19 protein-coding genes are annotated in these 18,382 nt (G+C 52.7%); 11 read left to right on the top strand and 8 right to left on the bottom strand.

What is annotated here, in order from left to right; genetic code table 11:
* Positions 1 to 231: 231 nt before the first annotated feature.
* Together JNJ77_20555 and JNJ77_20550 are read left to right on the top strand one after the other, a co-directional pair.
* Complete coding sequence (locus tag JNJ77_20555; protein MBL8824991.1) at positions 232 to 726, top strand: transposase; 495 nt, start codon at positions 232 to 234, stop codon at positions 724 to 726.
* Between the two features lie 189 nt (positions 727 to 915).
* Positions 916 to 1,635, top strand: a complete 720-nt coding sequence (locus JNJ77_20550; protein ID MBL8824990.1) for a YebC/PmpR family DNA-binding transcriptional regulator — start codon at positions 916 to 918, stop codon at positions 1,633 to 1,635.
* Between the two features lie 90 nt (positions 1,636 to 1,725).
* Here JNJ77_20550 and JNJ77_20545 read toward each other — a convergent pair whose 3' ends face one another.
* From JNJ77_20545 to JNJ77_20535, 3 genes are all read right to left on the bottom strand, one after another.
* Positions 1,726 to 2,121, bottom strand: a complete 396-nt coding sequence (locus tag JNJ77_20545; protein MBL8824989.1) for a TIGR03067 domain-containing protein — start codon at positions 2,119 to 2,121, stop codon at positions 1,726 to 1,728.
* 210 nt (positions 2,122 to 2,331) lie between these two features.
* Complete coding sequence (locus JNJ77_20540) at positions 2,332 to 2,958, bottom strand: hypothetical protein (protein MBL8824988.1); 627 nt, start codon at positions 2,956 to 2,958, stop codon at positions 2,332 to 2,334.
* A 34-nt stretch (positions 2,959 to 2,992) separates the two neighbouring features.
* Positions 2,993 to 3,196: a hypothetical protein gene (locus JNJ77_20535; GenBank protein ID MBL8824987.1), complete on the bottom strand. Its 204-nt coding sequence runs from the start codon at positions 3,194 to 3,196 to the stop codon at positions 2,993 to 2,995.
* Positions 3,197 to 3,384: 188 nt separating this feature from the next.
* On the opposite strand from JNJ77_20535, the gene JNJ77_20530 reads away from it, so the two are divergent.
* The 9 genes from JNJ77_20530 (at position 3,385) to JNJ77_20490 (ending at position 10,864) form a co-directional block, all read left to right on the top strand.
* Positions 3,385 to 3,807, top strand: coding sequence for a hypothetical protein (locus JNJ77_20530; protein ID MBL8824986.1), 423 nt, complete (start codon positions 3,385 to 3,387; stop codon positions 3,805 to 3,807).
* A 197-nt stretch (positions 3,808 to 4,004) separates the two neighbouring features.
* Positions 4,005 to 5,165: a hypothetical protein gene (locus JNJ77_20525; GenBank protein ID MBL8824985.1), complete on the top strand. Its 1,161-nt coding sequence runs from the start codon at positions 4,005 to 4,007 to the stop codon at positions 5,163 to 5,165.
* 27 nt (positions 5,166 to 5,192) lie between these two features.
* A complete protein-coding gene (locus JNJ77_20520) occupies positions 5,193 to 6,350 on the top strand; it encodes a hypothetical protein (GenBank protein ID MBL8824984.1) in 1,158 nt (385 codons plus the stop codon).
* A gap of 57 nt (positions 6,351 to 6,407) precedes the next feature.
* The gene (locus tag JNJ77_20515; protein MBL8824983.1) at positions 6,408 to 6,680 is read left to right on the top strand and encodes a hypothetical protein; all 273 of its coding nucleotides are present in this window, start codon (positions 6,408 to 6,410) and stop codon (positions 6,678 to 6,680) included.
* Positions 6,681 to 6,717: 37 nt separating this feature from the next.
* Positions 6,718 to 7,716 (top strand): RluA family pseudouridine synthase, encoded by a 999-nt coding sequence (locus JNJ77_20510; protein ID MBL8824982.1) that lies wholly within the window; start codon positions 6,718 to 6,720, stop codon positions 7,714 to 7,716.
* 144 nt (positions 7,717 to 7,860) lie between these two features.
* A complete protein-coding gene (locus JNJ77_20505) occupies positions 7,861 to 8,217 on the top strand; it encodes a hypothetical protein (GenBank protein MBL8824981.1) in 357 nt (118 codons plus the stop codon).
* A 29-nt stretch (positions 8,218 to 8,246) separates the two neighbouring features.
* Positions 8,247 to 9,503: a sigma-70 family RNA polymerase sigma factor gene (locus JNJ77_20500; GenBank protein ID MBL8824980.1), complete on the top strand. Its 1,257-nt coding sequence runs from the start codon at positions 8,247 to 8,249 to the stop codon at positions 9,501 to 9,503.
* Between the two features lie 168 nt (positions 9,504 to 9,671).
* Entirely contained in the window at positions 9,672 to 10,178 is a 507-nt protein-coding gene (gene ruvC, locus JNJ77_20495; GenBank protein MBL8824979.1) for a crossover junction endodeoxyribonuclease RuvC, read from the top strand.
* A 74-nt stretch (positions 10,179 to 10,252) separates the two neighbouring features.
* The gene (locus JNJ77_20490; protein ID MBL8824978.1) at positions 10,253 to 10,864 is read left to right on the top strand and encodes a hypothetical protein; all 612 of its coding nucleotides are present in this window, start codon (positions 10,253 to 10,255) and stop codon (positions 10,862 to 10,864) included.
* Between the two features lie 184 nt (positions 10,865 to 11,048).
* Here the strand turns inward: JNJ77_20490 and JNJ77_20485 are convergent, their stop codons facing one another.
* The 5 genes from JNJ77_20485 to JNJ77_20465 form a co-directional block, all read right to left on the bottom strand.
* Complete coding sequence (locus JNJ77_20485) at positions 11,049 to 12,596, bottom strand: HEAT repeat domain-containing protein (GenBank protein ID MBL8824977.1); 1,548 nt, start codon at positions 12,594 to 12,596, stop codon at positions 11,049 to 11,051.
* Positions 12,593 to 13,918, bottom strand: coding sequence for an SWIM zinc finger family protein (locus tag JNJ77_20480; protein ID MBL8824976.1), 1,326 nt, complete (start codon positions 13,916 to 13,918; stop codon positions 12,593 to 12,595). The genes JNJ77_20485 and JNJ77_20480 overlap by 4 nt, the downstream gene beginning before the upstream one ends.
* The gene (locus JNJ77_20475; protein ID MBL8824975.1) at positions 13,915 to 16,914 is read right to left on the bottom strand and encodes a HEAT repeat domain-containing protein; all 3,000 of its coding nucleotides are present in this window, start codon (positions 16,912 to 16,914) and stop codon (positions 13,915 to 13,917) included. Before JNJ77_20475 ends, JNJ77_20480 begins: the two co-directional genes overlap by 4 nt.
* A 112-nt stretch (positions 16,915 to 17,026) precedes the next feature.
* Positions 17,027 to 17,194 (bottom strand): hypothetical protein, encoded by a 168-nt coding sequence (locus tag JNJ77_20470; GenBank protein ID MBL8824974.1) that lies wholly within the window; start codon positions 17,192 to 17,194, stop codon positions 17,027 to 17,029.
* 62 nt (positions 17,195 to 17,256) lie between these two features.
* Positions 17,257 to 18,382, bottom strand: a 1,126-nt coding sequence (locus tag JNJ77_20465; protein MBL8824973.1) for a DUF1559 domain-containing protein, incomplete at its 5' end; no start/stop codon positions are given.

The raw sequence follows: 18,382 nt of genomic DNA, 5'->3' as shown, positions 1-18,382 counted from the left end.
CAGAGTGCGGCAAGAGTGGTCACAATAGCATTCCAGAGTTGGTGCTCCATAATCGGCTCCGAAGGTGGTACTTCTGGTGCCTAGTATGGAGCCCAACTTGTTGTCGCGCAATACCTTTCGGCTCATGGCGCAAAAAGCTCTGGCGTTCCGGGCTGTTAGTTGCAGCGGACTCTCATCATAACATGCGGGAACATGTGTTAGAGTTTCGGTATCAACATTCAGGAAAATATCATGCCTGATCAAGCCGACCCGATTGCTTACTTCATCACCTGGACCACTTACGGCACCTGGTTGCCGGGCGATGAACGGGGTTGGTATGCCAAGCCGGGAATCTGGTCGCCGGGTGATGCCCAATTGCAACGATGGTCTGAGTTGTTGATGACGGAAGATGCCTTTGTCATGGATCGTCCCCAACGGGCCATAGTGGAAGCGGCGATACGCCAGCATTGTCAATATCGTGGTTGGCTTTTCCATGCAGTCAATGCCCGCAGCAACCATGTGCATGCGGTCGTCACCGCCACGGAAGTTGATCCCGATGTGGTGCTGACGCAGTTCAAGGCCCGGTCTACTCGCAAACTGAGAGAAGCGTACCCTGATTTGGTACAGCGGAAGCACCACTTTTCGGAGAATGGTAGCAAACGCCGAGTCTACTCGGAACCCGCCTTGCAGGATGTGATGTGTTATGTGGTGGAACAGCAAGACGGCCCGCGCTTCGCCGCAGGCTGAGTGTTACATGCACTGGCGAGGAAGAGAGTTCAATGCAACGTGCAGCCCGGAACGCGAGTGACGGGTCGCCATGCGGAGGTGAGAGTGCGCTGCAGAACACTCTCATCCCAGTTCAGATTCTCCTTGGGAGTAGCCCACCTTGCAAACTTCTTCACGCCCTCGATAGAATGATGTTAGAGGTGAACTCCCATGGGTCGTATTTTTGAAAAGCGCAAGCATTCCATCTTCAAAACCGCGTTAAACAACGCGAAGGTCTATTCCAGGTACAGCAAGCAGGTGTACATGGCGGCCAAGAAGGGTGTGCCTGACCCGGATGCCAATCCGTTGCTGCGTCACGTTGTTGATCGGGCCAAGAAAGATAACGTTCCCGCCCACGTGATTGACAAAGCGATCCAGAAGGCTGCTGGTGCGGGCGGAGAGGATTTTCAAACGGCACGGTACGAGGGAGTTTGTCCCGGCGGGGCATTGGTCATTATCGATTGCCTGACCGACAACAATCGGCGAACCATTTCGGACCTGCGTCCCTGCTTCACCAAGACCAATTCCAAGCTGGCCAACAGTGGCTCGGTCACCATGATGTTCGATCACCTGGCGATCATTCAGTTCCAGGGGGACGATGAAGACAAGGTGATGGAAGCACTGTACGCCGCCGATGTCGTGGTGGAAGAGATCGAACGGAAGGATAAGACCATCACGGTCTTCGTCCCACCTGCTGAGTTCTTCAAAGCCAAGAATGCCCTGCACGAAGCGTTCCCTGGCTTGGAATTTGAAGTACAGGAAATCGTGTTTCTGCCACAAGAGACCAAGACGCTCAGCCCGGAAGATCAGGCTACGTTTGAGAAGTTTCTTGGCATGGTGAACGAGTCGGATGATGTGCAGGAAATCTACCACAACGTAGCGATGCCGTAGTCAGCGATTGCCTTCGTATTCATTTTCCGCGTGAACCCGCCCCCGGCTTAAAGTGAGCCGGGGGCTAAATATTCATTTCCGCTCGACAACTTACTTCTTTACCTTCTCGAACTCGAACTGCACTTCGCCGTCTTCGAGCTTGGCGGGGCGTTCTTTTTCGCCAGGCATGGCCAGGCCGATGAACAGCTTGCCATCCTTGAACTCATAGAAGCCTGGCTGGCTCTTTCCTTTATCGTTGCCTTCGGTAATTTCCAAGTCGATGTGTTTTTTGCTAGGATCGATCTTGAACTTGCCCTTCTCTGATTGGGGGCCTGCTTCAAAATCATACTTGTTGCCATCGAACTTCATCACGATGTCGCCGCCGACCAGCTTCCATTCGCCCTTGAACTTCTCGAGTTCTTTCTTGGCTGCATCTTCCTTGTCGTCGGCCCAGGCTGTGGACAAGAGAGCAAGGACAAGTCCAGCAGTCAGCAATCTTTGAAACATGACATTTCTCCTGAGGTTGAGGATACCGTGGTAGTTATTCCGAGGCTGACATCTAGAGTAACATGGTAAGCGGAATTGTCATGTGCATTATCTCTTCATCATGAAAATCTCATGCATTGACGTTCCGATGCGATGTGTGCGCAATCGCATTCCATCTCCGCGCGAACCCGCCACCGGCTTAAAGAGCCGATGGCTAAATTGATTATATCTTCATACTTGTGGTGTTAATGCTTGCCCGGACTCAAGTTGGCTCATTGCCGCCCAGCCGAAGCAGAGAATGCCGGCTCCGAGCAGGTAATGGAAGGCATCAATGGAATAAGGTGCCGGCAGCATTTGCAACGATGTCGTTGCAAGCGCAGAAAGCACAATGGCCAATACTAGCCGCCAGGCCATGGTGCGATGTTCTGGCAGACGACGCTTAATCCAATGGAAGACCGCAATTGCCAGCACAAGCACCATGGCAATCATCTGAACGATGCTGTAGTACGAGGTTTTATCAATGATGAAATCAGCTACCACACAAGCAATGCATGCGATGACTGTACAGGTGAGCAAGGGCAATGAATGATATCGCTTGAAGAGCCAGGCTACACCTGCTACCAGTCCGCAGGAACCAAGAGTCGAAGCGAGCCGTTGAAAGAACTGCGAGACATGAACCATGTTGGGATGTACATCCGCAAAGCGCAACGCGCCGAAGAAGGCAGCCAGGCCGACGAAGCCAAAGAACAGGCCCCAGACGATAATCAGTGGTGATTCATGGCGTTTCCAACACTGGTAGAGTACCCATAAGCAGGTAGATGCGAGAAATAGATCTGATATCACGTGGCTTGTTTGCATTGCACGTTCCTGAATTCCAATCAGTCTTAATGTATCAACGGTCGCATGCTCTTCTGGTCACGGCATGTTTTGATTTGAATTTCCGTGCTTTTGATTGCAACGCAGTCAGCAGATGACCAGCTCGAACGTAATTCATCAGTTCCATCTGCTCATCTTGAGTCAAGCCGTTTGATTGGTTTCTTTCTGCAAGGTTCAGCATGCGCTCTTGGTCAGCTTCACAAAAGCCAAGTGCTAACATGTACTTTGCCACAGCTACAGGCATTTTGGCATTAGTCTGTTGAATCAGCCTGCTAACGATGGCTGCTTCGGAGTTATCATGTTGGTGGGCTGGAAGAGTCATATGTGATATTCTATCACAGGACACACTCTACTTGCAAACATTTGAATGCTGATACACCGCAGAACCGAAACGGAGCACCATTGCTCATGCGAAGTCTACCGGCACACTTGTTTCTGTTCGTTCTGACCTCGGTATCAGGCTGTCATTATTTTGGCGCACCGGCCTCCAAAACTCCGTTTGGCGAAGAGACCGGAGTCGATGGCCCTTACAACCAGGTCGCCAATGCGTTTCTCAATGATCTGAAAGGAGGCCGGTTCGCCGAGGCTTATGCCAGAACATCGGACGATTATCAGAAACAGATCAATGCTGACCAGTTCATAGACATCATGAAGCGCAACCCATTCCCCTCCGGCAGTGGCATAAAGTATTCTGGAACGAAGGATCAACCTGATCCCCATATCAGACGGTACGAGTACCGTGAAGAGTTATCATCTGGACGAATCGAATTTACGTTGGAAGTATCGAGAACGGATAACGCCTTTCATATCAGACATTTTTCTCTGAAATAGCCAGATCTCTCCATTTCATTTTCTGAATTGTTTAACTCTCCTATTTTCAATTAAGGTTTACTAAAGTTCTGCTGTACGCGGAAATTCAGTTAACATGCCTATGCCTTTCTGCTGATAAAGGAAATGGCCCATCATGGTGCCAGCGTGATGCGATCGCGTAAATACATCACTTTCACTCAAGTTGCCGGAGCAGAACGTTGCCAGACATCTTTTCCATCAAGATGCCGACGATAGTTCGTACTGAAACGGGCTGCAGGGTCGCAGCCAGGCTGGAAGCTCCACCATTTTTACAGGAACTCTGGTACGAGGTCACGGGTTGTGAACCGGTAGTGGACGGCACCCCCTTTGCCATCGCTGCATTGCCTTTGGCCATGGCGAAAGGTTGGGATCTGCACTGCCAGGCACCTGTATCAGGCAGACTGCTGCAATCGTTTCACGCTATTCAGACCATCTTGCAAAGCTGGATACCAGGCACACAACGCATTCACTGTTCCGCTCCTGAACATGTCTTCTCGCAACGACATTCTGCTGCGGGCTGTTTCTTCTCAGGCGGCGTGGATTCGTATTACACCTTCCTGAAACATCAGCAAAGCATCACCAACCACGTCTTCATCACCGGCTTCGATGTTCCACTCAGTAAGCCTCAGTTGGCACAGCGTATATCTGCTGAAATGAAGAAGATTGCACTCGGCTTTCAGGTGAACCTCATCGAGGTAAAAACCAACCTCCGCGAATTCTGCGACCGTTTTGTTTCCTGGCGCATGTATCATGGTGCAGCCCTGGCCAGCGTGGCCCATTTATTAGGCAATCGCCTGGGCACGATGTACCTGGCTGCCACCCACACTTATGCCGATCTGTTTCCCTGTGGAACACATCCCATGCTCGACCCACTCTGGAGCAGCGAAGCGGTTGAGATCATTCACGATGGCTGCGAAGCAACCCGCTTCGAAAAAGTAGCCTTTCTCGCCCAGAACCCGCTCGCCCTGAAATCACTGCGTGTCTGCTATCGCAACAAAAACAATGAACTGAACTGTGGCCAATGCGAAAAATGCCTGCGTACCATGATCAGCCTCTATTCGCTGAACGTGCTCGATCAATGCGAGAGTTTCGATAAACAGCTTGATCCTAAACTGATTGCCCGCATGAGGCTTGGTGATAATCCGCGCATCCTGATGTATGTGCAGGAAAATCTCGAAGCGCTCAAGGAGCGTCGCGACAGCCAGCATGTCATCAGTGCGGTAGAGCGATCGATGCGACGGCCCAGCATGCTCCGGAAGCTGAACAAGCAGGCCAAGCCTCTTTTCCGCAAGTCAACATACCTGAAGCTGTTCGGTTCAGAAACCTCTCAGTCCTCGTAACTGTCTGCACATATGGAGAAATCACGGATGACACGTGAACTCATCATTCATCAGCCTGTGGTCAGGGATTTGTTCGACGGTTCCCGTGCTGAGGTGCAGTTGGAATGTCCGGAAGGTTCATTCAATCTCTTTTTTGAAGTAAAGAATTCACCGGTCAGCAGCAGCGTTACGCCCTTTGTTGCCATGTGCCTGCCGCTGGCCATGTCGCGAGGCTGGAAGCTGACGACTCGATTTCCCGTCTCACGAAAGATGCATCAGCAGCTCTCCACCATCCAGGATATTTATCGCTACTTCCTGCCAGGAACGCAGAAGGTTGAAGTGGCGATGCCGGTTGCTGAGGAACGACATAAGCCAGGCCGTACCGCAGGCAGTTTCTTTTCCGGTGGAGTTGATTCGTTTTATACCTACCTGAAACATCGTGATAGCATCACCAGGCTCCTGTTTGCCTGGGGGTTTGACATCCGCCTCGATCAGGAATCGTTTGCCCGGATTGCTACGGAACAAATCAGACAGATGGCTGATGAACTGGGCGCCGGGCTGATTGAAATCAAATCCAACATCCGCGAGTTCAGCGATCAGTTTGTCCATTGGCGATATTATCATGGTGCGGTACTGGGCGGTACTGCATCGCTGCTCTCCCCAACACTGGAAACGACTTACATCGCCTCGTCGCAGCATTATGGCGACCTGTTCTGCTGGGGTTCTCACCCAATACTCGATCCGCTCTGGAGCACCGAAGCGGTACAGATCTTCAACGATGGCTGTGAAGCCAAGCGGCTGGAGAAAATTGCCAGGGTGGTGGAAAACGAAGTGGCCCGTCGTCGGCTGCGTGTCTGCTTCAACAACAAATATGATCGCTACAACTGCAACCGTTGTGAAAAGTGCTACCGTACCAAAATCGCATTGTTTGCCCTCGGTGTGCTCGATCAATGTGAAACCTTCAAGCCAGATTTTGATTACGACCACCTGGCTCAGTTGCGGTATGGTAACAATGGCAACGTGGTTCGGGCCAACCAGGAAATGTACCAGTTCCTCCGTCAGCATCGGCCACATCCACCACTCGAACGGGCTATTCGCCTGGCGATGCGTCGGCCCAGCCTGATCAAGACTGCCAAGCATCGCATTCGCTCTTTCCTCAAGCCAACTCCTCCGCCCACGGCACTGGGTGCACAGGTCAGGCAGTAGAGCCACCTTTTTGCACTGGTAGCCTGTGCTGGGCATGCTTATCCTGTCAGGATGCCCATGCCTTCGCCTCTTTTCTGGCTACTTCTCATCGGCCTGGCCATTCTGGTCTGGTTGGATGGTGTTGCTGCCGGGCGAAATACGATTGCGAATGATAAAGTTGCTGAGAAGCAGAATTCCTGGAAACGGGCAGGCAACTGGCTGCGTCAATATGTCAAAAATCCGACACCGGGAAAGATTGTAACTCTGTTTGTTCTGTTGTTAGTTCTTCGCCTCCTCCTGGGGTTAGCACCCATGCTGTTGTTTCTGCTGGCGACTTTATTCTGGCGATAAGTAAGATGATGGTTTAAATATTTACCATTGCCTATTCATGCCCGACGCTACTCATCACATTACGCCCAACGAAGCAGGACAAACGCTGGCGGCCCTGGTACGCCGCTGGTCGCCTGAACTCTCGTGGAACGAAGCCCGTGCTGTAGTAGAACGTCGGCGGGTGATGATCGATGGCAACCTGTGCCTCGATCCAGCCAGGCGGGTTAAAGAAAAGGAAGTTGTCAAAGTTACTGCGCAACCCCAGAAGAAGCCACCCGATCAGGAACAGGTGGTGATTCGCCATCTCGATGCCCATGTCGTGGTAGTGGAGAAACCAGCAGGTGTCACTACGGTCAGGCATCCGGAAGAGGATGACTGGGATGATCGCCGCAAGCAGATTCAGCCTACGCTTGATGAACTGTTGCCCAAAGTGATTGCCAGGCAGGAACGATTCAGCCAGCAAGGTCCGAAACGAAGTCAGCGAGGTAGTTTGCCTACGGTGCGTGCGGTACATCGGCTTGATCGTGATACGAGCGGCTTGATGGTCTTCGCCCGCACCGTGGAAGCGGAACGTCATCTGGGTGCCCAGTTTAAAAAGCACTCCATCCTCCGCGTTTACAAAGCCCTGGTGCATGGCAGGATCACTCAGCCCATGAAGATTGAAACTACTCTTGTTCGCGACCGGGGCGATGGTCGGCGAGGCAGCGCGCCCGTCGATACCATGCCAGGTAAACATGCCATCACGCATGTCAAGCCGATCGAAACATTGAAGCACTACACCCTCGTGGAATGTCGGCTGGAAACAGGCCGTACCCATCAGATTCGCATTCATCTTTCCGAGCAGGGGCACATGCTCTGTGGTGAAAAGGTTTACAATCGGCCTGTTTTCAAAGAACCAATGGAAGATAAAAGCGGCGCCCCTCGCATTGCCCTGCATGCAGCGGAACTGGGATTTGTTCATCCTGCAACGAACGTTCAGATGCGATTCAGCATGCCGATGCCGATGGAGCTGGTGAAGGTGTGGGAACGATTGAAGGCGGAGGATGCCAGGGGTTGAGTAACCATCCATGAGAAAAATCTGGGTTTACGCGAGTTTTCTTGCTTTTTCCTTTTTCTTTTGTCCAATGAAGGGGTTCTCGTTCGTTTCTCTCCTGAAAGCAGGCATGGTGCCTGCTTAACAACGTAACGTGAAAGGTGCCCCATGGCTAAGAAGTTTCTGTTTGTCTATCGTGATTCCACCTCCGCCCCCAATCAGGGCATGCCTTCGCCTGACCAGATGCAGGAACTGATGGCCCGCTGGGGTGCATGGATCGAAAAGTTCATGAAGGCTGGCCAGATGGTTGACCCAGGCGACGCACTGCATGCCACCGGCAAAGTACTCCGTGCCAAGGGCGTCGTTACCGATGGCCCCTTTGTTGAAGCCAAGGAACTGCTTGGCGGCTACTCGGTCATCCAGTGTGATACCTATGAACAGGCCCTGGCTATTGCCAAGGAATGCCCTGCGCATCACGATGGCAGTTCTATTGAGATCCGTGAACTCGCTGGTCTGGCGGGATAGATTCAGGGGTGAGTGGTGAGAGAAAAGCAATGTCAGGTATCACCCAACTCACTGAACATACCTTTCGCCACGAGTATGGTCGGCTCGTGGCGAATTTGTCTCGACGTTTCAGCATTCGCCTGCTCGATGATATTGAAGATGCGGTGCAGTCAGCCTTGCTGAAGGCTATGCACACTTGGCCTCGCCAAGGTTTGCCTCCTGATCCATCAGCGTGGCTGCATCGTGCTGCCTCAAACCTGCTGATCGACAAACTGCGAAGGCAAAGAACTTGGAACAAGATTGAGAAAGACCTGCAGTATCAGCATGCAGAGACGCAACCCGAAGCCAATTCTGTTACGGATCATCGCATGGATGATCAATTACGGATGCTGTTTGTCAGTTGTCACCCATCACTGGGCACCGAGGCACAGATTACTTTTGCTCTCAAAACTTTGTGCGGCTTCAGTGTGCCCGAAATTGCTCACGCCTTGCTGACCAGTCAGGCCAGCATTCAGAAAAGGTTGACGCGAGCCAAGGAGACACTCCGTAGCGAATCGCTCAACCCCGATGATGTGACAGAAGCAGAACTGGTTGAACGTCTGCCTGCGGTACAGACCATCCTCTATCTGCTTTTCAACGAAGGCTACAATTCACATCACCCCGAAGCGCTCATACGCATGGATCTGTGCGAAGAAGCAGTGCGACTGACACAGTTCCTCATTCAGCATACACCGACCTCCACCCCCGATTCGCAAGCGCTCTTTGCCTTGATGCTCCTGCATGCGGGCCGATTGCAGACACGGATCAATGCAGCAGGCAGCCTAGTGCTGCTCGATGAACAGGATCGTTCCGAATGGGATTGGTCACTCATCCGCACTGGCTACCATTGGCTGGAACGGGCTGCAGTGGGGAACATCATTTCGAAATATCATCTGGAAGCAGCGATTGCTGCAGAGCATTGCCGGGCGCTTTCGTTTGCGGAGACCAAATGGAACGTGATTGAACAATGCTATGCGCTGCTTTACACGATGGAGCCGACAGCGGTGCACGCACTGAATCGTGCGATAGCGCTAGCTTATCTGCATGGGCCGCAGGCGGGAATTTCCTGGTTGAACAAGTCGTATCCGGACGGTGCACCAGCAGGTTATCATCACTGGCCAGCTGCTGTTGGCGAATTGCACCGCCGTAAGGGCGATAACGTGACAGCAATCAAATACTTTGAGCAGGCATTGTCGATGTCTCCCCCACCGGCGGAAAAGGCATTCTTAGAGATGCGGAAACAACAGTGCTTTACCGGAACTGATTAACTTAAACGGAATACATTTTCTTGGCGCTTCTTGGCCACTTGGCGGTTTATCTTTTTTACCGCCATGACGCCAAGAAGACGCCAAGAGATTTTCGCCGATGTTCAGATACAGTTTGATGTTGTCCTGTTGAGGTAGTGCCATAATAACTAACCTGCTACCATACCATTCATGCAAGCACGTATTCTTGGCATCGATCCCGGACTGCGCATCACTGGCTACGCGGTTCTGAATATCACCAGGCACGGGCCAGAGCTCTGCGAAGCAGGTGTGCTCCGCGGTGGCGATGGCCCGCTGGAAACCAGGCTGTGTACCTTGCATCAGGGCCTGCTCGAAATCGTCGATCAGTTTCAGCCCCAAGCCATGGCTGTTGAACAGCTATATGCCCATTACAAGCATCCGCGTACTGCCATCATCATGGGCCATGCCCGTGGCGTCATGCTACTGGCTGCAAGCCTGCGCCATATTCCCACCTTCAGCTATAGTGCTACGCAGGTGAAGAAACTGATCACGGGTGCAGGCCGGGCCAGTAAGGAACAGATGCAACTGACAGTCGCCCAGGAAATGGGGTTGGCTGCCCCACCCGAACCACCCGATGTTGCGGATGCCCTTGCGGTTGCGCTCTGTCATTACTACGCGTCGATCAGAGTTAAGGAGACCGAAGCCAGCAGCCAGTAGCAGAATATTGAGCTACTATATTGCAGGGTTCTCTCTTATTCTGACTACTGACCCTTCAACCCTGACCCCTTTCTATGATCACCCGTATCCTTGGCCATCTGAATCGCATCGTGGAAGACCGCATCCGGTTGCAGGTCGGGGCTATTGAGTACGAATTGCTCGTCTCGGAAGCGACTAAATCCAGCCTGACCGCCAAGGTTGGCCAGGAAATCACCCTGCACACCAGGCACTACCTCGAAGCAGGTGCTATGCAGTCTACCATTCATCCGCGCATGATCGGCTTCGAGAACGAGCAGGAACTCGAGTTCTTTGATCTCATCTGCACGGTCGATAAGATTGGCGTTCGCAAGGCATTGCGTGCCCTGTGCAGGCCGGTGCCTGAAATCGCCAGCGCTATACAGCGGGGTGATGTGAAGACCTTAGCGAAGCTGCCCGGCTTTGGCGCCACGACTGCGGAAAAGATTGTATCCACTCTGCAAAAGAAGATGTTGCCTTATTCGAGTGAAACACCGGAGCCTGGGAGAACACCAGTCGTCGATCCGATTCTGAATGAGCTAATCGGCACTCTGATGCGTTTGGGACTTAGCCAGTATGAAGCCCGATCACGTGTTGATGCTCTGATGGCCAGTGGTCAGAAGTTTGCCACGATTGAAGAAGCCATGCTCGTGGCATATCGCAATACATGATTGATCATGGATAATTGCGATTCGGTGTCCGTGCTACACTTCGACGTGTACTCACGTCGAGGTGTGCTACTTTCGCTTGCGTGCCACTCTGATTCGAGAGATGAGATTTTGTTCTCCGAAACTACACTCCGGCGGAATACCGCCGGAGTGTGTTACAAATTCCGAGTGCAATCGCCTTCAATCCTCATTCTGCATCCAGTTCTTCGAAAAACAATTTGCGTAACTGCACATGTTCGATGAAGCGTTCCACCAGTTGCTGTAGTGCCCGGCCTGTCCAACTCGCAGGCTCCCGCAATTCCCAAGGCAATAAGGCTGCGCCTAGCACACTTCGAGGCAATGATCGGCTGGCATTCTCCAGCGATTTGGCCCATTCATATGCTTCATCGATCACACCCGTCTTGACCGTATGCCGGGCCAGTTGCATATAATGAAGCGAAAAAGCTGTTGACCAGGGACGGCACAGGACATCGAGAAACATCATCAATGCATCAGTATGTATGCGTCCTGGAACGAGAAATGGTAAAATCTGCTGCTCAGCAGTGGTTGGCGGCAGGCGTTTCAAGAGCACCACCATGCAGTTGAGCATGACCTGATTTTTCTTTCTGCTGCTTTGCCACTCGAACAGCCAGTAGTTCCATAGTGCATGCACCCAGGCCAGCGTGGTTGCAGAATCATCAGCCTGCACTTGAACTGCGCGTGTCAAACCCTGCACCATGTCATCCACGTAAGGATCATTCTGCAATGCCTGCAGAAACCGGGTTGGCTCACCCTGGCAGTAAGGCAGCCAATGCGATAAAGGCACGGCAGTTACAATCGATTCAACCCAGTAGCCCCGTTTGCCTCGCCCTGCTGGTGACTTGTTGCTGATGCCATCCCGCATCCAGTCGCGAGGCAATTCTTCAGGGGGATTCATGGATAGTTGTGGGTATGTTCCCTGCACCATCGCCGCCGCCCGGAACTGCATGCGTGATACATATCCAGACTCAGGCAGTTGTCCCAACAGCGAGGCGGCCTGCTGCCTGACTTGTTCACTCCGATCATCCAGCAGCGATTCCAGCAGTGGCTCATCTTCACGAGACAGGCCTGTCTGCAATGCTTGTAGCAGCGTGGCTCGGGCATCAGCCTTTTCCTGTGGCAAAGCCTCCTGCAGCCATTGCCTGCCTTCCGTTGCATCAGCCTGCCTGATCACGTTCAATGCCAGCAGTCGCTGTGATAGTTTCCCTTCCTCCCAGGCTCGTTTCAAAGCAGTTCGATCATTATCTGTTACCGAAGTTGTACCCTGGGAAACCCATGCCCACCGCGGATTGAACTGACTAAGCCAGATGCCTCGTGGACCGAGTACCGGCAGGATGGATTGTCTCAGCTCCGGTTCAGTTACCTCGAGCACTAGAGGCAATACTTCATAGGGCAGATGTCTGTGTTGTTGCTCCAGTGATCGCACGAATTCTGTCAACAGATCGAATCGCTTGTTTTCGAGCACCTGCTGCAGAAGGTGAATGAGTTGGGGGGAACGAATTGCTCGGTCAGTAGCATCTGCAGCAGGAGGTATGGGCACCTGCTCCACAGGCAGCCAGCCTGCCTGCTCATACAACCCGCGAGCACCTGCGAGCAGCAACACCTGTTCCTCGACCTGGGAACTGGTGACCAGACTATCCACTTCACTGGCACCAGATAAATCTGTCAGCTTCGCCTGTGCAGTACCAGTACATGCCAGCTTGACCAGAGTATTCATGGCAACAAACGATATCTTCCTTCGTGAAACATGCCCAGAGGCCTGAACTGATTGCCATCCCATTCACCGGCCAGCCCGACCGGATTACCACCGGAAAGTGCCATTATTCTCCAGCCAGCTTGAGAAGTCATGGGTAACGATTGCCCTGTAATATCAGTGACATACCATTGATCTTGATGTGGATGTACTTGTACCTGCTGCAGGTTGCATGGGAAAACATCCAGCCAGGGGAATGCGGCCAGCTTCTCTGCAACCCCATGCAGAAAATGACCGATGCTGGCAGACCCGGGAAAAGCTGACATGCTGGCCCGTTTTACTCCTTCATCAGGTTTCCACAATGCCCGCAGTCTGCTCGCTCCGGGATAGAAAATCATCGTCCCCACCTGCTCGGTTCCAACTGGCATCGTAACGGTAAAGCCTGCTCTTCCGACAGCAAACTGCAACAACAACGCTGTTTGACCACTCGCCTTCCCCATGCACCAGGTACGTTGCAGCGTCAGCCGATCATCTTCCTCCACCCACTGGCCGAGCACCATCCAGGTATCTGCTATCCGTTCCCCTTCCTTTTCCACAGCTTCACTTGCTACCGTCCAACCCAGCCACTGCCGAATATCCTGCACCAGATCAGACGGAAGCTTTTCGCGCTGTCGATTGGCTTGTAATCCAAGTTTGATCCTGCCGAGTTCCTGCAGCAATTGTGTAGGCCAGTTCGGATGGCTGCCTGGAATATCACCCAGTTTCCGCACTCGTGCAGCCAGTGCCGGTGCCTGGGCATCTACCAGCCTGCGTGATTGTTCGACCCAGGGAGTTTGGCCCTGTTGTTCCACCCCAGCCAGCCCCCCGCGAATCAGATCATGTAGCCAGAGTTCAAAACGATCCAGCCCATCCTGTACTCGCGTTTGCCGTTGCTCAACACGTTTTTCCTGTGCAGCCACATCGACTGGCTCACTCGATTCCTGTCGTACTGCCTTTCGTTGTGCTGATTCCTTTCGCTTATTCAGCCAATCGTTCATCCAGGCAGGGGGGGCGGATTGAATGAAAACATGTGGCTCACTGGATGCGAGCAACAGCAGGCCCAGAACATGTTTGCACGGGAATTTTCTACTGGGGCAGTTGCAATGGTAGCTGAAGGGTTCCAGTTCAACCTTGATCTGGTACAGAGCACTTCCCTGGCATTCGCCCCAAAGGTATGAATCATAACATCCGGGCGATTTCCAGTGCCGGGCTGATTGCAGCTTGACAGCAGAAGCCAGGCTCGCTTCATCCGGAGCCAGTTTTTTCACTGCTTCGGCATCCATGATTGAAGATGCAGCTACTGTCATTTCAGCGTTGCCAGCCAGGCCAGAAGATCACGCAGTTCCTCTGCAGAAAGAGTCTGATCCATCCCTGCTGGCATAGTGGAAACACTGGAAGCTGTCATCTGTTCAATTTCCTGCCGCAGCACTTTATGTTCCGCACGCTGGCTGTCGGTCAACACCAGTGCATCCACCGTTTCCCGCGTCAGAACGCCAGTAATTGTTTTCCCCTCTTTTGTGACGATCACGAGCGTTTCGTAGCCACGAGCCAGCGAAGCATTGGGGAACAGTATGGATTCGAGCAGATCGCCACGAGTGCGAATGCTGCCAATAGTCGAGAGATTCGGCCCGATCAAACCACCTTCGTTGCCCACGCGATGACAGGTGGAACAGACAGCTTTGCTGCTGAAGAAAATCTCCCGGCCTTTCTGCACATCGCCACCAGTCAACGTTGACTCTAACTGTCTAAGCCGGGTTTTCTGAGCTGCCAGGTCTGGTCTGCCCCTGGTCAGTATTAGTGACGCCTTGGTTTGGTATTCAGCAGGCGCTGCTTGGATCAAAGTCTGTAATCGATCCAGGGATACAGCTGGCAAGCCGGGGGATGAAAGCAGCGCCTCAAGAAGCGGAGGCCATACAATCTCTTTACTTCGATGTTCCCAGACAGTAAGCAGTATAGGCAATTCCATAGGGCCAGCATGTTTGATGAAAGGCAGCAATCTGTTCAATTGAGAACTGCTTAAACTTGCGCCTGACAGGGCTTGCAGCGCATTCAATCGCAAGGCTGGTTCACTCTCCGGGTGCAGCTCCAACATCATTTCGTTGAATAGGGAATCGCCCACCGGCTTGCCATCCTTCAATGCGATAGTAGCCGCTGACAGGCGAGTAGAAAGCGGGCGATCTCCCTGCTCGGCAATCCTGCGCAGCGATGCATCAAAATGCCGTTGCTTCGATGCACCCGCAGCCAGTATCCCCTGCATCAATAATTCATTATCCCACTGGGGGTTATCGAGAAACTGATTGAGCGGCTGGTTCCACAGCTTCGGCCATCTAACAAGATCAGCCTGCAACATGGCATCCAGAATAATGCTTCGCACCAGTCCACTTTCTTCCGGGCAGGCCAGCTTATCTGCCATCAGTTGCTGAATGCGTTCCTGAGTCGCCAATGCTGTCAGCAATTGTTTCATGCCGGCAATGGCTGGAGCATCGCGATGCAGGCTCTTTTCACTGAGCTTGCGTTCTGCATAATCCGCCAGGTCAGTCACCCATTCGGGATGTTTGACCATCACCTCCAGAGCCGATTGTCTGAGTCTGGCATCGGTGGTTTGCATCAGTTCAGAAAGATGGGTCCAGGTAAGCCTTTCGCCAGGCATCTGATCCAAAGCGAGCATGACGCCTCGCTGCACACGCGGCGCATAACTCTTCAATCCTGAAGTGGTTACTGATGGTTCGTTGATTTGCATCAGTGCATAAATGATGGCGTGTTCCAGCCAGGGATCTTCAGCATTCTCCAGTGCCTGAATCAATGGTGCAACGCCATCAACATGTTTCAAACGGCCCAGTGCAGTCGCAGTTTCCCGTCGAACTGCCTGGTCTGGATGTTTTACCAGTCGAACGAGACTATCGAGCGCATGCACATCGCGATATTGCCCCACCATGCGTAATGCCAGTACCAGCACATCAATATGCTGATCTGCAAGTGCGCTGCGAATAATCTGCTGAACCTCTTCGTTCGGACTGATTGCCAGTTGTCGGCCCAGTGACCAGAGTGCATCGAGTTTCACTGCTACATCATTCTTCTGAAGCGTGCTCCGGGCTTCTTCCACGGTGCAGTTTGGCCATGGTGACGGAATCCGTTTCCCCTTGGCGGATTGATTCTTTTTCCTGATGCGATAGATGCCACCATGAATGGAAGGCTTTTCCATTAGAGAAGTCGGGCAGCCATTGCGAAACCAGCCACCGGTATCAACCAGCAGCATGCTGCCGTCGGCAACCTGCACGAGTTGGGTTGGATGAAAATCAGGGTCGGTGCAACTGAGAAATGGTTCCGCCTGCATGGCAAAGCTGGCACCTTGCCTGTTGATGGTCAACTTGCGGATGCGATGCGTGTTGAACTCAGCTACGAAATACTTGTCCTGATTTTCACTGCCCCAGGCTGGACTGGTTTGCCTGACAATACTCGATACCGCAACCCAGCCGAGTTCACCCATAATGGGCATGTACTGACCAGTCCATTTCAGTTCTTTCACTGCACCCAGATCATAAGGATAAACAGCACCCTCGAGGCCAAAAAGCAATCCATCATGGCGAGGCTTGTTCATAATCAGATTGGTGCAGACGAGCGGTTCACCCGTTGGCGTAAATGCCACTTCGACCGGGTTGTCCATGCCGCCTGCAAACACCCGTTCGAGTCCGCTGCCATCAGGTTTGCAGCGATACAGGCCTGATGCCCTGCCCTTGATCTTTCTGCCATCAGCCAGAGTGCAATCATGTCCATTGCGGCCATCGCAGAAGTAGAGCCAGCCATCCGGGCCAAACTGTGGCCCATGCAGGTCGGCACCGTTGCCTACCGATCCAAACTTACCCACCAGGGGAATGCGTTCATCGGCCTGGCCATCGCCATTCTTATCAACCAGTTTCCACAAGTAAGGGAAGGAAGTGGCATACACTGCGCCGTGATGCCAGAGCACCCCGCCGGGGAAAGTCATCTTGTCTGCAAAGGTAATTGCCTGATCGTAGATGCCATCGCCATCGGTATCTTTCAACAGCTTGATGCCGTTTGGCGGGTCCTTTTCGAGTTCCTTGCCGTTGCGATTGACGCCTGCCATCGCGGTGACATAACAGTTTCCCTGATCATCTATCGCCACATGCAAGGGATGTTTAATCAAAGGCGACCCGGCAATTTTTTCAATGACGAAATCAGAAGGCAGTTGAATGGCCGGTGCAGGACTGGAGGTAGATTCAGGCTGAACTGCCAGCAGACAACTGAAACTGAGGAGACAAATCCACCATTTGACAAGCTGCATGAATCACCTGAAACTGCGGAAGGTGAGTGCATCATACCAGAAAAAAAATGAACAACCAAAACGAAACAACCACATCGCCTGGATGTGGTTGTTCTCCGATTGGGATTACAGGTTAGAATACACCAACAGGTGCAGCACCCTTGGCATTCTTTCCACCAAAATTATCCTTGACATTCTTGGTGCCAGAGCCAGTAGGCTTGGGATAGGAAGGTTCGCCCGAGCAGCCAGCGACAAAGATGCAAAGGACAACGAAGGAAGCAATCTTCAGCAGAGTCTTCACTGTCAACTCCTGAATGAAATCACGCGGTGATAATATCACCGCGTGATTATGAGGTTTACAAGTTAGTCAACGATACCGGTTGCGTCGAACTGCAGACCATCACGACGGCCACCCAACTGCTGGAACACGGTCCAGTCAGGGTTCCATGCGAAGTACACGGCACCAGTGATACCTGCACCCAGAGGACGACCCGCCAGGTTAGCAGTGTTGCCGAAGCGGCAAGTACGAGTGGAACCATCAGCGAAGCTGAACTGAACGCCAGCTGCGTGATAGGAGCTGAAACGACGGATATCGGGAACATTACCATTGGTATCGCGAGCGGCTCGCATCATACCACCAACCGTTGACAGAACGAAACCACCTGCCCAGCTGCAGCTCGTGGTATCGACCAGATTAGCGGTTGCCCACCAGCCACGGCTGCCAGCGCCTTCGCCGAATGCCAGGGTGTTGCTGGTACCATCCTGCACTGCCAACTGACCAAGGGTTACCTTGGAGCGTTCGGTGAAGATGCCTTCAAACTGAGTCAAACCACCTGCAGCACCAATGCCAGGAACAGCAACGTTATTCAAATGGCCGGAACCTGCACAACCGAAGTAGTTGGTAGCACCGAATGGATACCACTGTTCGACTGTTACGCCGTCATCGAAATAACCACCAGTGTACTGGTTGTCACCATTGGTCCAAGTCATCAGACCAAGGGTCTGACCGCCTGAAGAAGCACCAAACAGACCGCTGTTGTAGAGAGCTGGATAAACAGAAGCAGAAGGACACAGGAACATCTTCAGCTTGGCGGTTGCCCAGTAGTAATTGGTCAGATTAGGTGGTGTGGTGCTGGCATAGGGAGCCAGTGGATTATCAAACCAGTTCTGACCAACAGCGCCGGGGGTGTCGACAGCAGTGGTTGGCATACGGAAATTCTTGTACAGATTGTCCTGTTCCATGTAGGGCAGGAGGAAGTACAGAATGCCGACCAGTGGACCATCCAGCATCGGGAATGGATAGACGGCGCTATTCTTGCTGCCACCACCCATGGTGCCGGGGGGCAAACGATTGTAATCGTTGTGGAAATTGTGGCTTGCGGTCAGAATCTGACGCAAGTTGCTCGCGCACAGCATCTTGTTAGCTGCTTCGCGAACTTTCTGGATGGCTGGCAACAGCAGAGCCATCAGCAAGGCGATGATCGCAATC

The sequence above is a fragment of the Planctomycetia bacterium genome (assembly GCA_016795155.1).
Classification (GTDB): domain Bacteria; phylum Planctomycetota; class Planctomycetia; order Gemmatales; family HRBIN36; genus JAEUIE01.
The sequence above is the reverse complement of the archived record's forward strand: the minus strand, read 5'-3'. Positions and strand labels throughout refer to the sequence as shown.

Bases quoted from the DNA above. Each gene is read 5' to 3' on its own strand.
- JNJ77_20480 (MBL8824976.1), bottom strand. From the start codon at position 13,918: ATGACAGTAGCTGCATCTTCAATCATGGATGCCGAAGCAGTGAAAAAA.
- JNJ77_20535 (MBL8824987.1), bottom strand. From the start codon at position 3,196: ATGTTAGCACTTGGCTTTTGTGAAGCTGACCAAGAGCGCATGCTGAAC.
- JNJ77_20510 (MBL8824982.1), top strand. From the start codon at position 6,718: ATGCCCGACGCTACTCATCACATTACGCCCAACGAAGCAGGACAAACG.
- JNJ77_20550 (MBL8824990.1), top strand. From the start codon at position 916: ATGGGTCGTATTTTTGAAAAGCGCAAGCATTCCATCTTCAAAACCGCG.
- JNJ77_20505 (MBL8824981.1), top strand. From the start codon at position 7,861: ATGGCTAAGAAGTTTCTGTTTGTCTATCGTGATTCCACCTCCGCCCCC.
- JNJ77_20485 (MBL8824977.1), bottom strand. From the start codon at position 12,596: ATGAATACTCTGGTCAAGCTGGCATGTACTGGTACTGCACAGGCGAAG.
- JNJ77_20555 (MBL8824991.1), top strand. From the start codon at position 232: ATGCCTGATCAAGCCGACCCGATTGCTTACTTCATCACCTGGACCACT.
- JNJ77_20545 (MBL8824989.1), bottom strand. From the start codon at position 2,121: ATGTTTCAAAGATTGCTGACTGCTGGACTTGTCCTTGCTCTCTTGTCC.
- JNJ77_20475 (MBL8824975.1), bottom strand. From the start codon at position 16,914: ATGCAGCTTGTCAAATGGTGGATTTGTCTCCTCAGTTTCAGTTGTCTG.
- JNJ77_20490 (MBL8824978.1), top strand. From the start codon at position 10,253: ATGATCACCCGTATCCTTGGCCATCTGAATCGCATCGTGGAAGACCGC.
- JNJ77_20500 (MBL8824980.1), top strand. From the start codon at position 8,247: ATGTCAGGTATCACCCAACTCACTGAACATACCTTTCGCCACGAGTAT.
- ruvC (MBL8824979.1), top strand. From the start codon at position 9,672: ATGCAAGCACGTATTCTTGGCATCGATCCCGGACTGCGCATCACTGGC.
- JNJ77_20530 (MBL8824986.1), top strand. From the start codon at position 3,385: ATGCGAAGTCTACCGGCACACTTGTTTCTGTTCGTTCTGACCTCGGTA.
- JNJ77_20515 (MBL8824983.1), top strand. From the start codon at position 6,408: ATGCCTTCGCCTCTTTTCTGGCTACTTCTCATCGGCCTGGCCATTCTG.
- JNJ77_20540 (MBL8824988.1), bottom strand. From the start codon at position 2,958: ATGCAAACAAGCCACGTGATATCAGATCTATTTCTCGCATCTACCTGC.
- JNJ77_20520 (MBL8824984.1), top strand. From the start codon at position 5,193: ATGACACGTGAACTCATCATTCATCAGCCTGTGGTCAGGGATTTGTTC.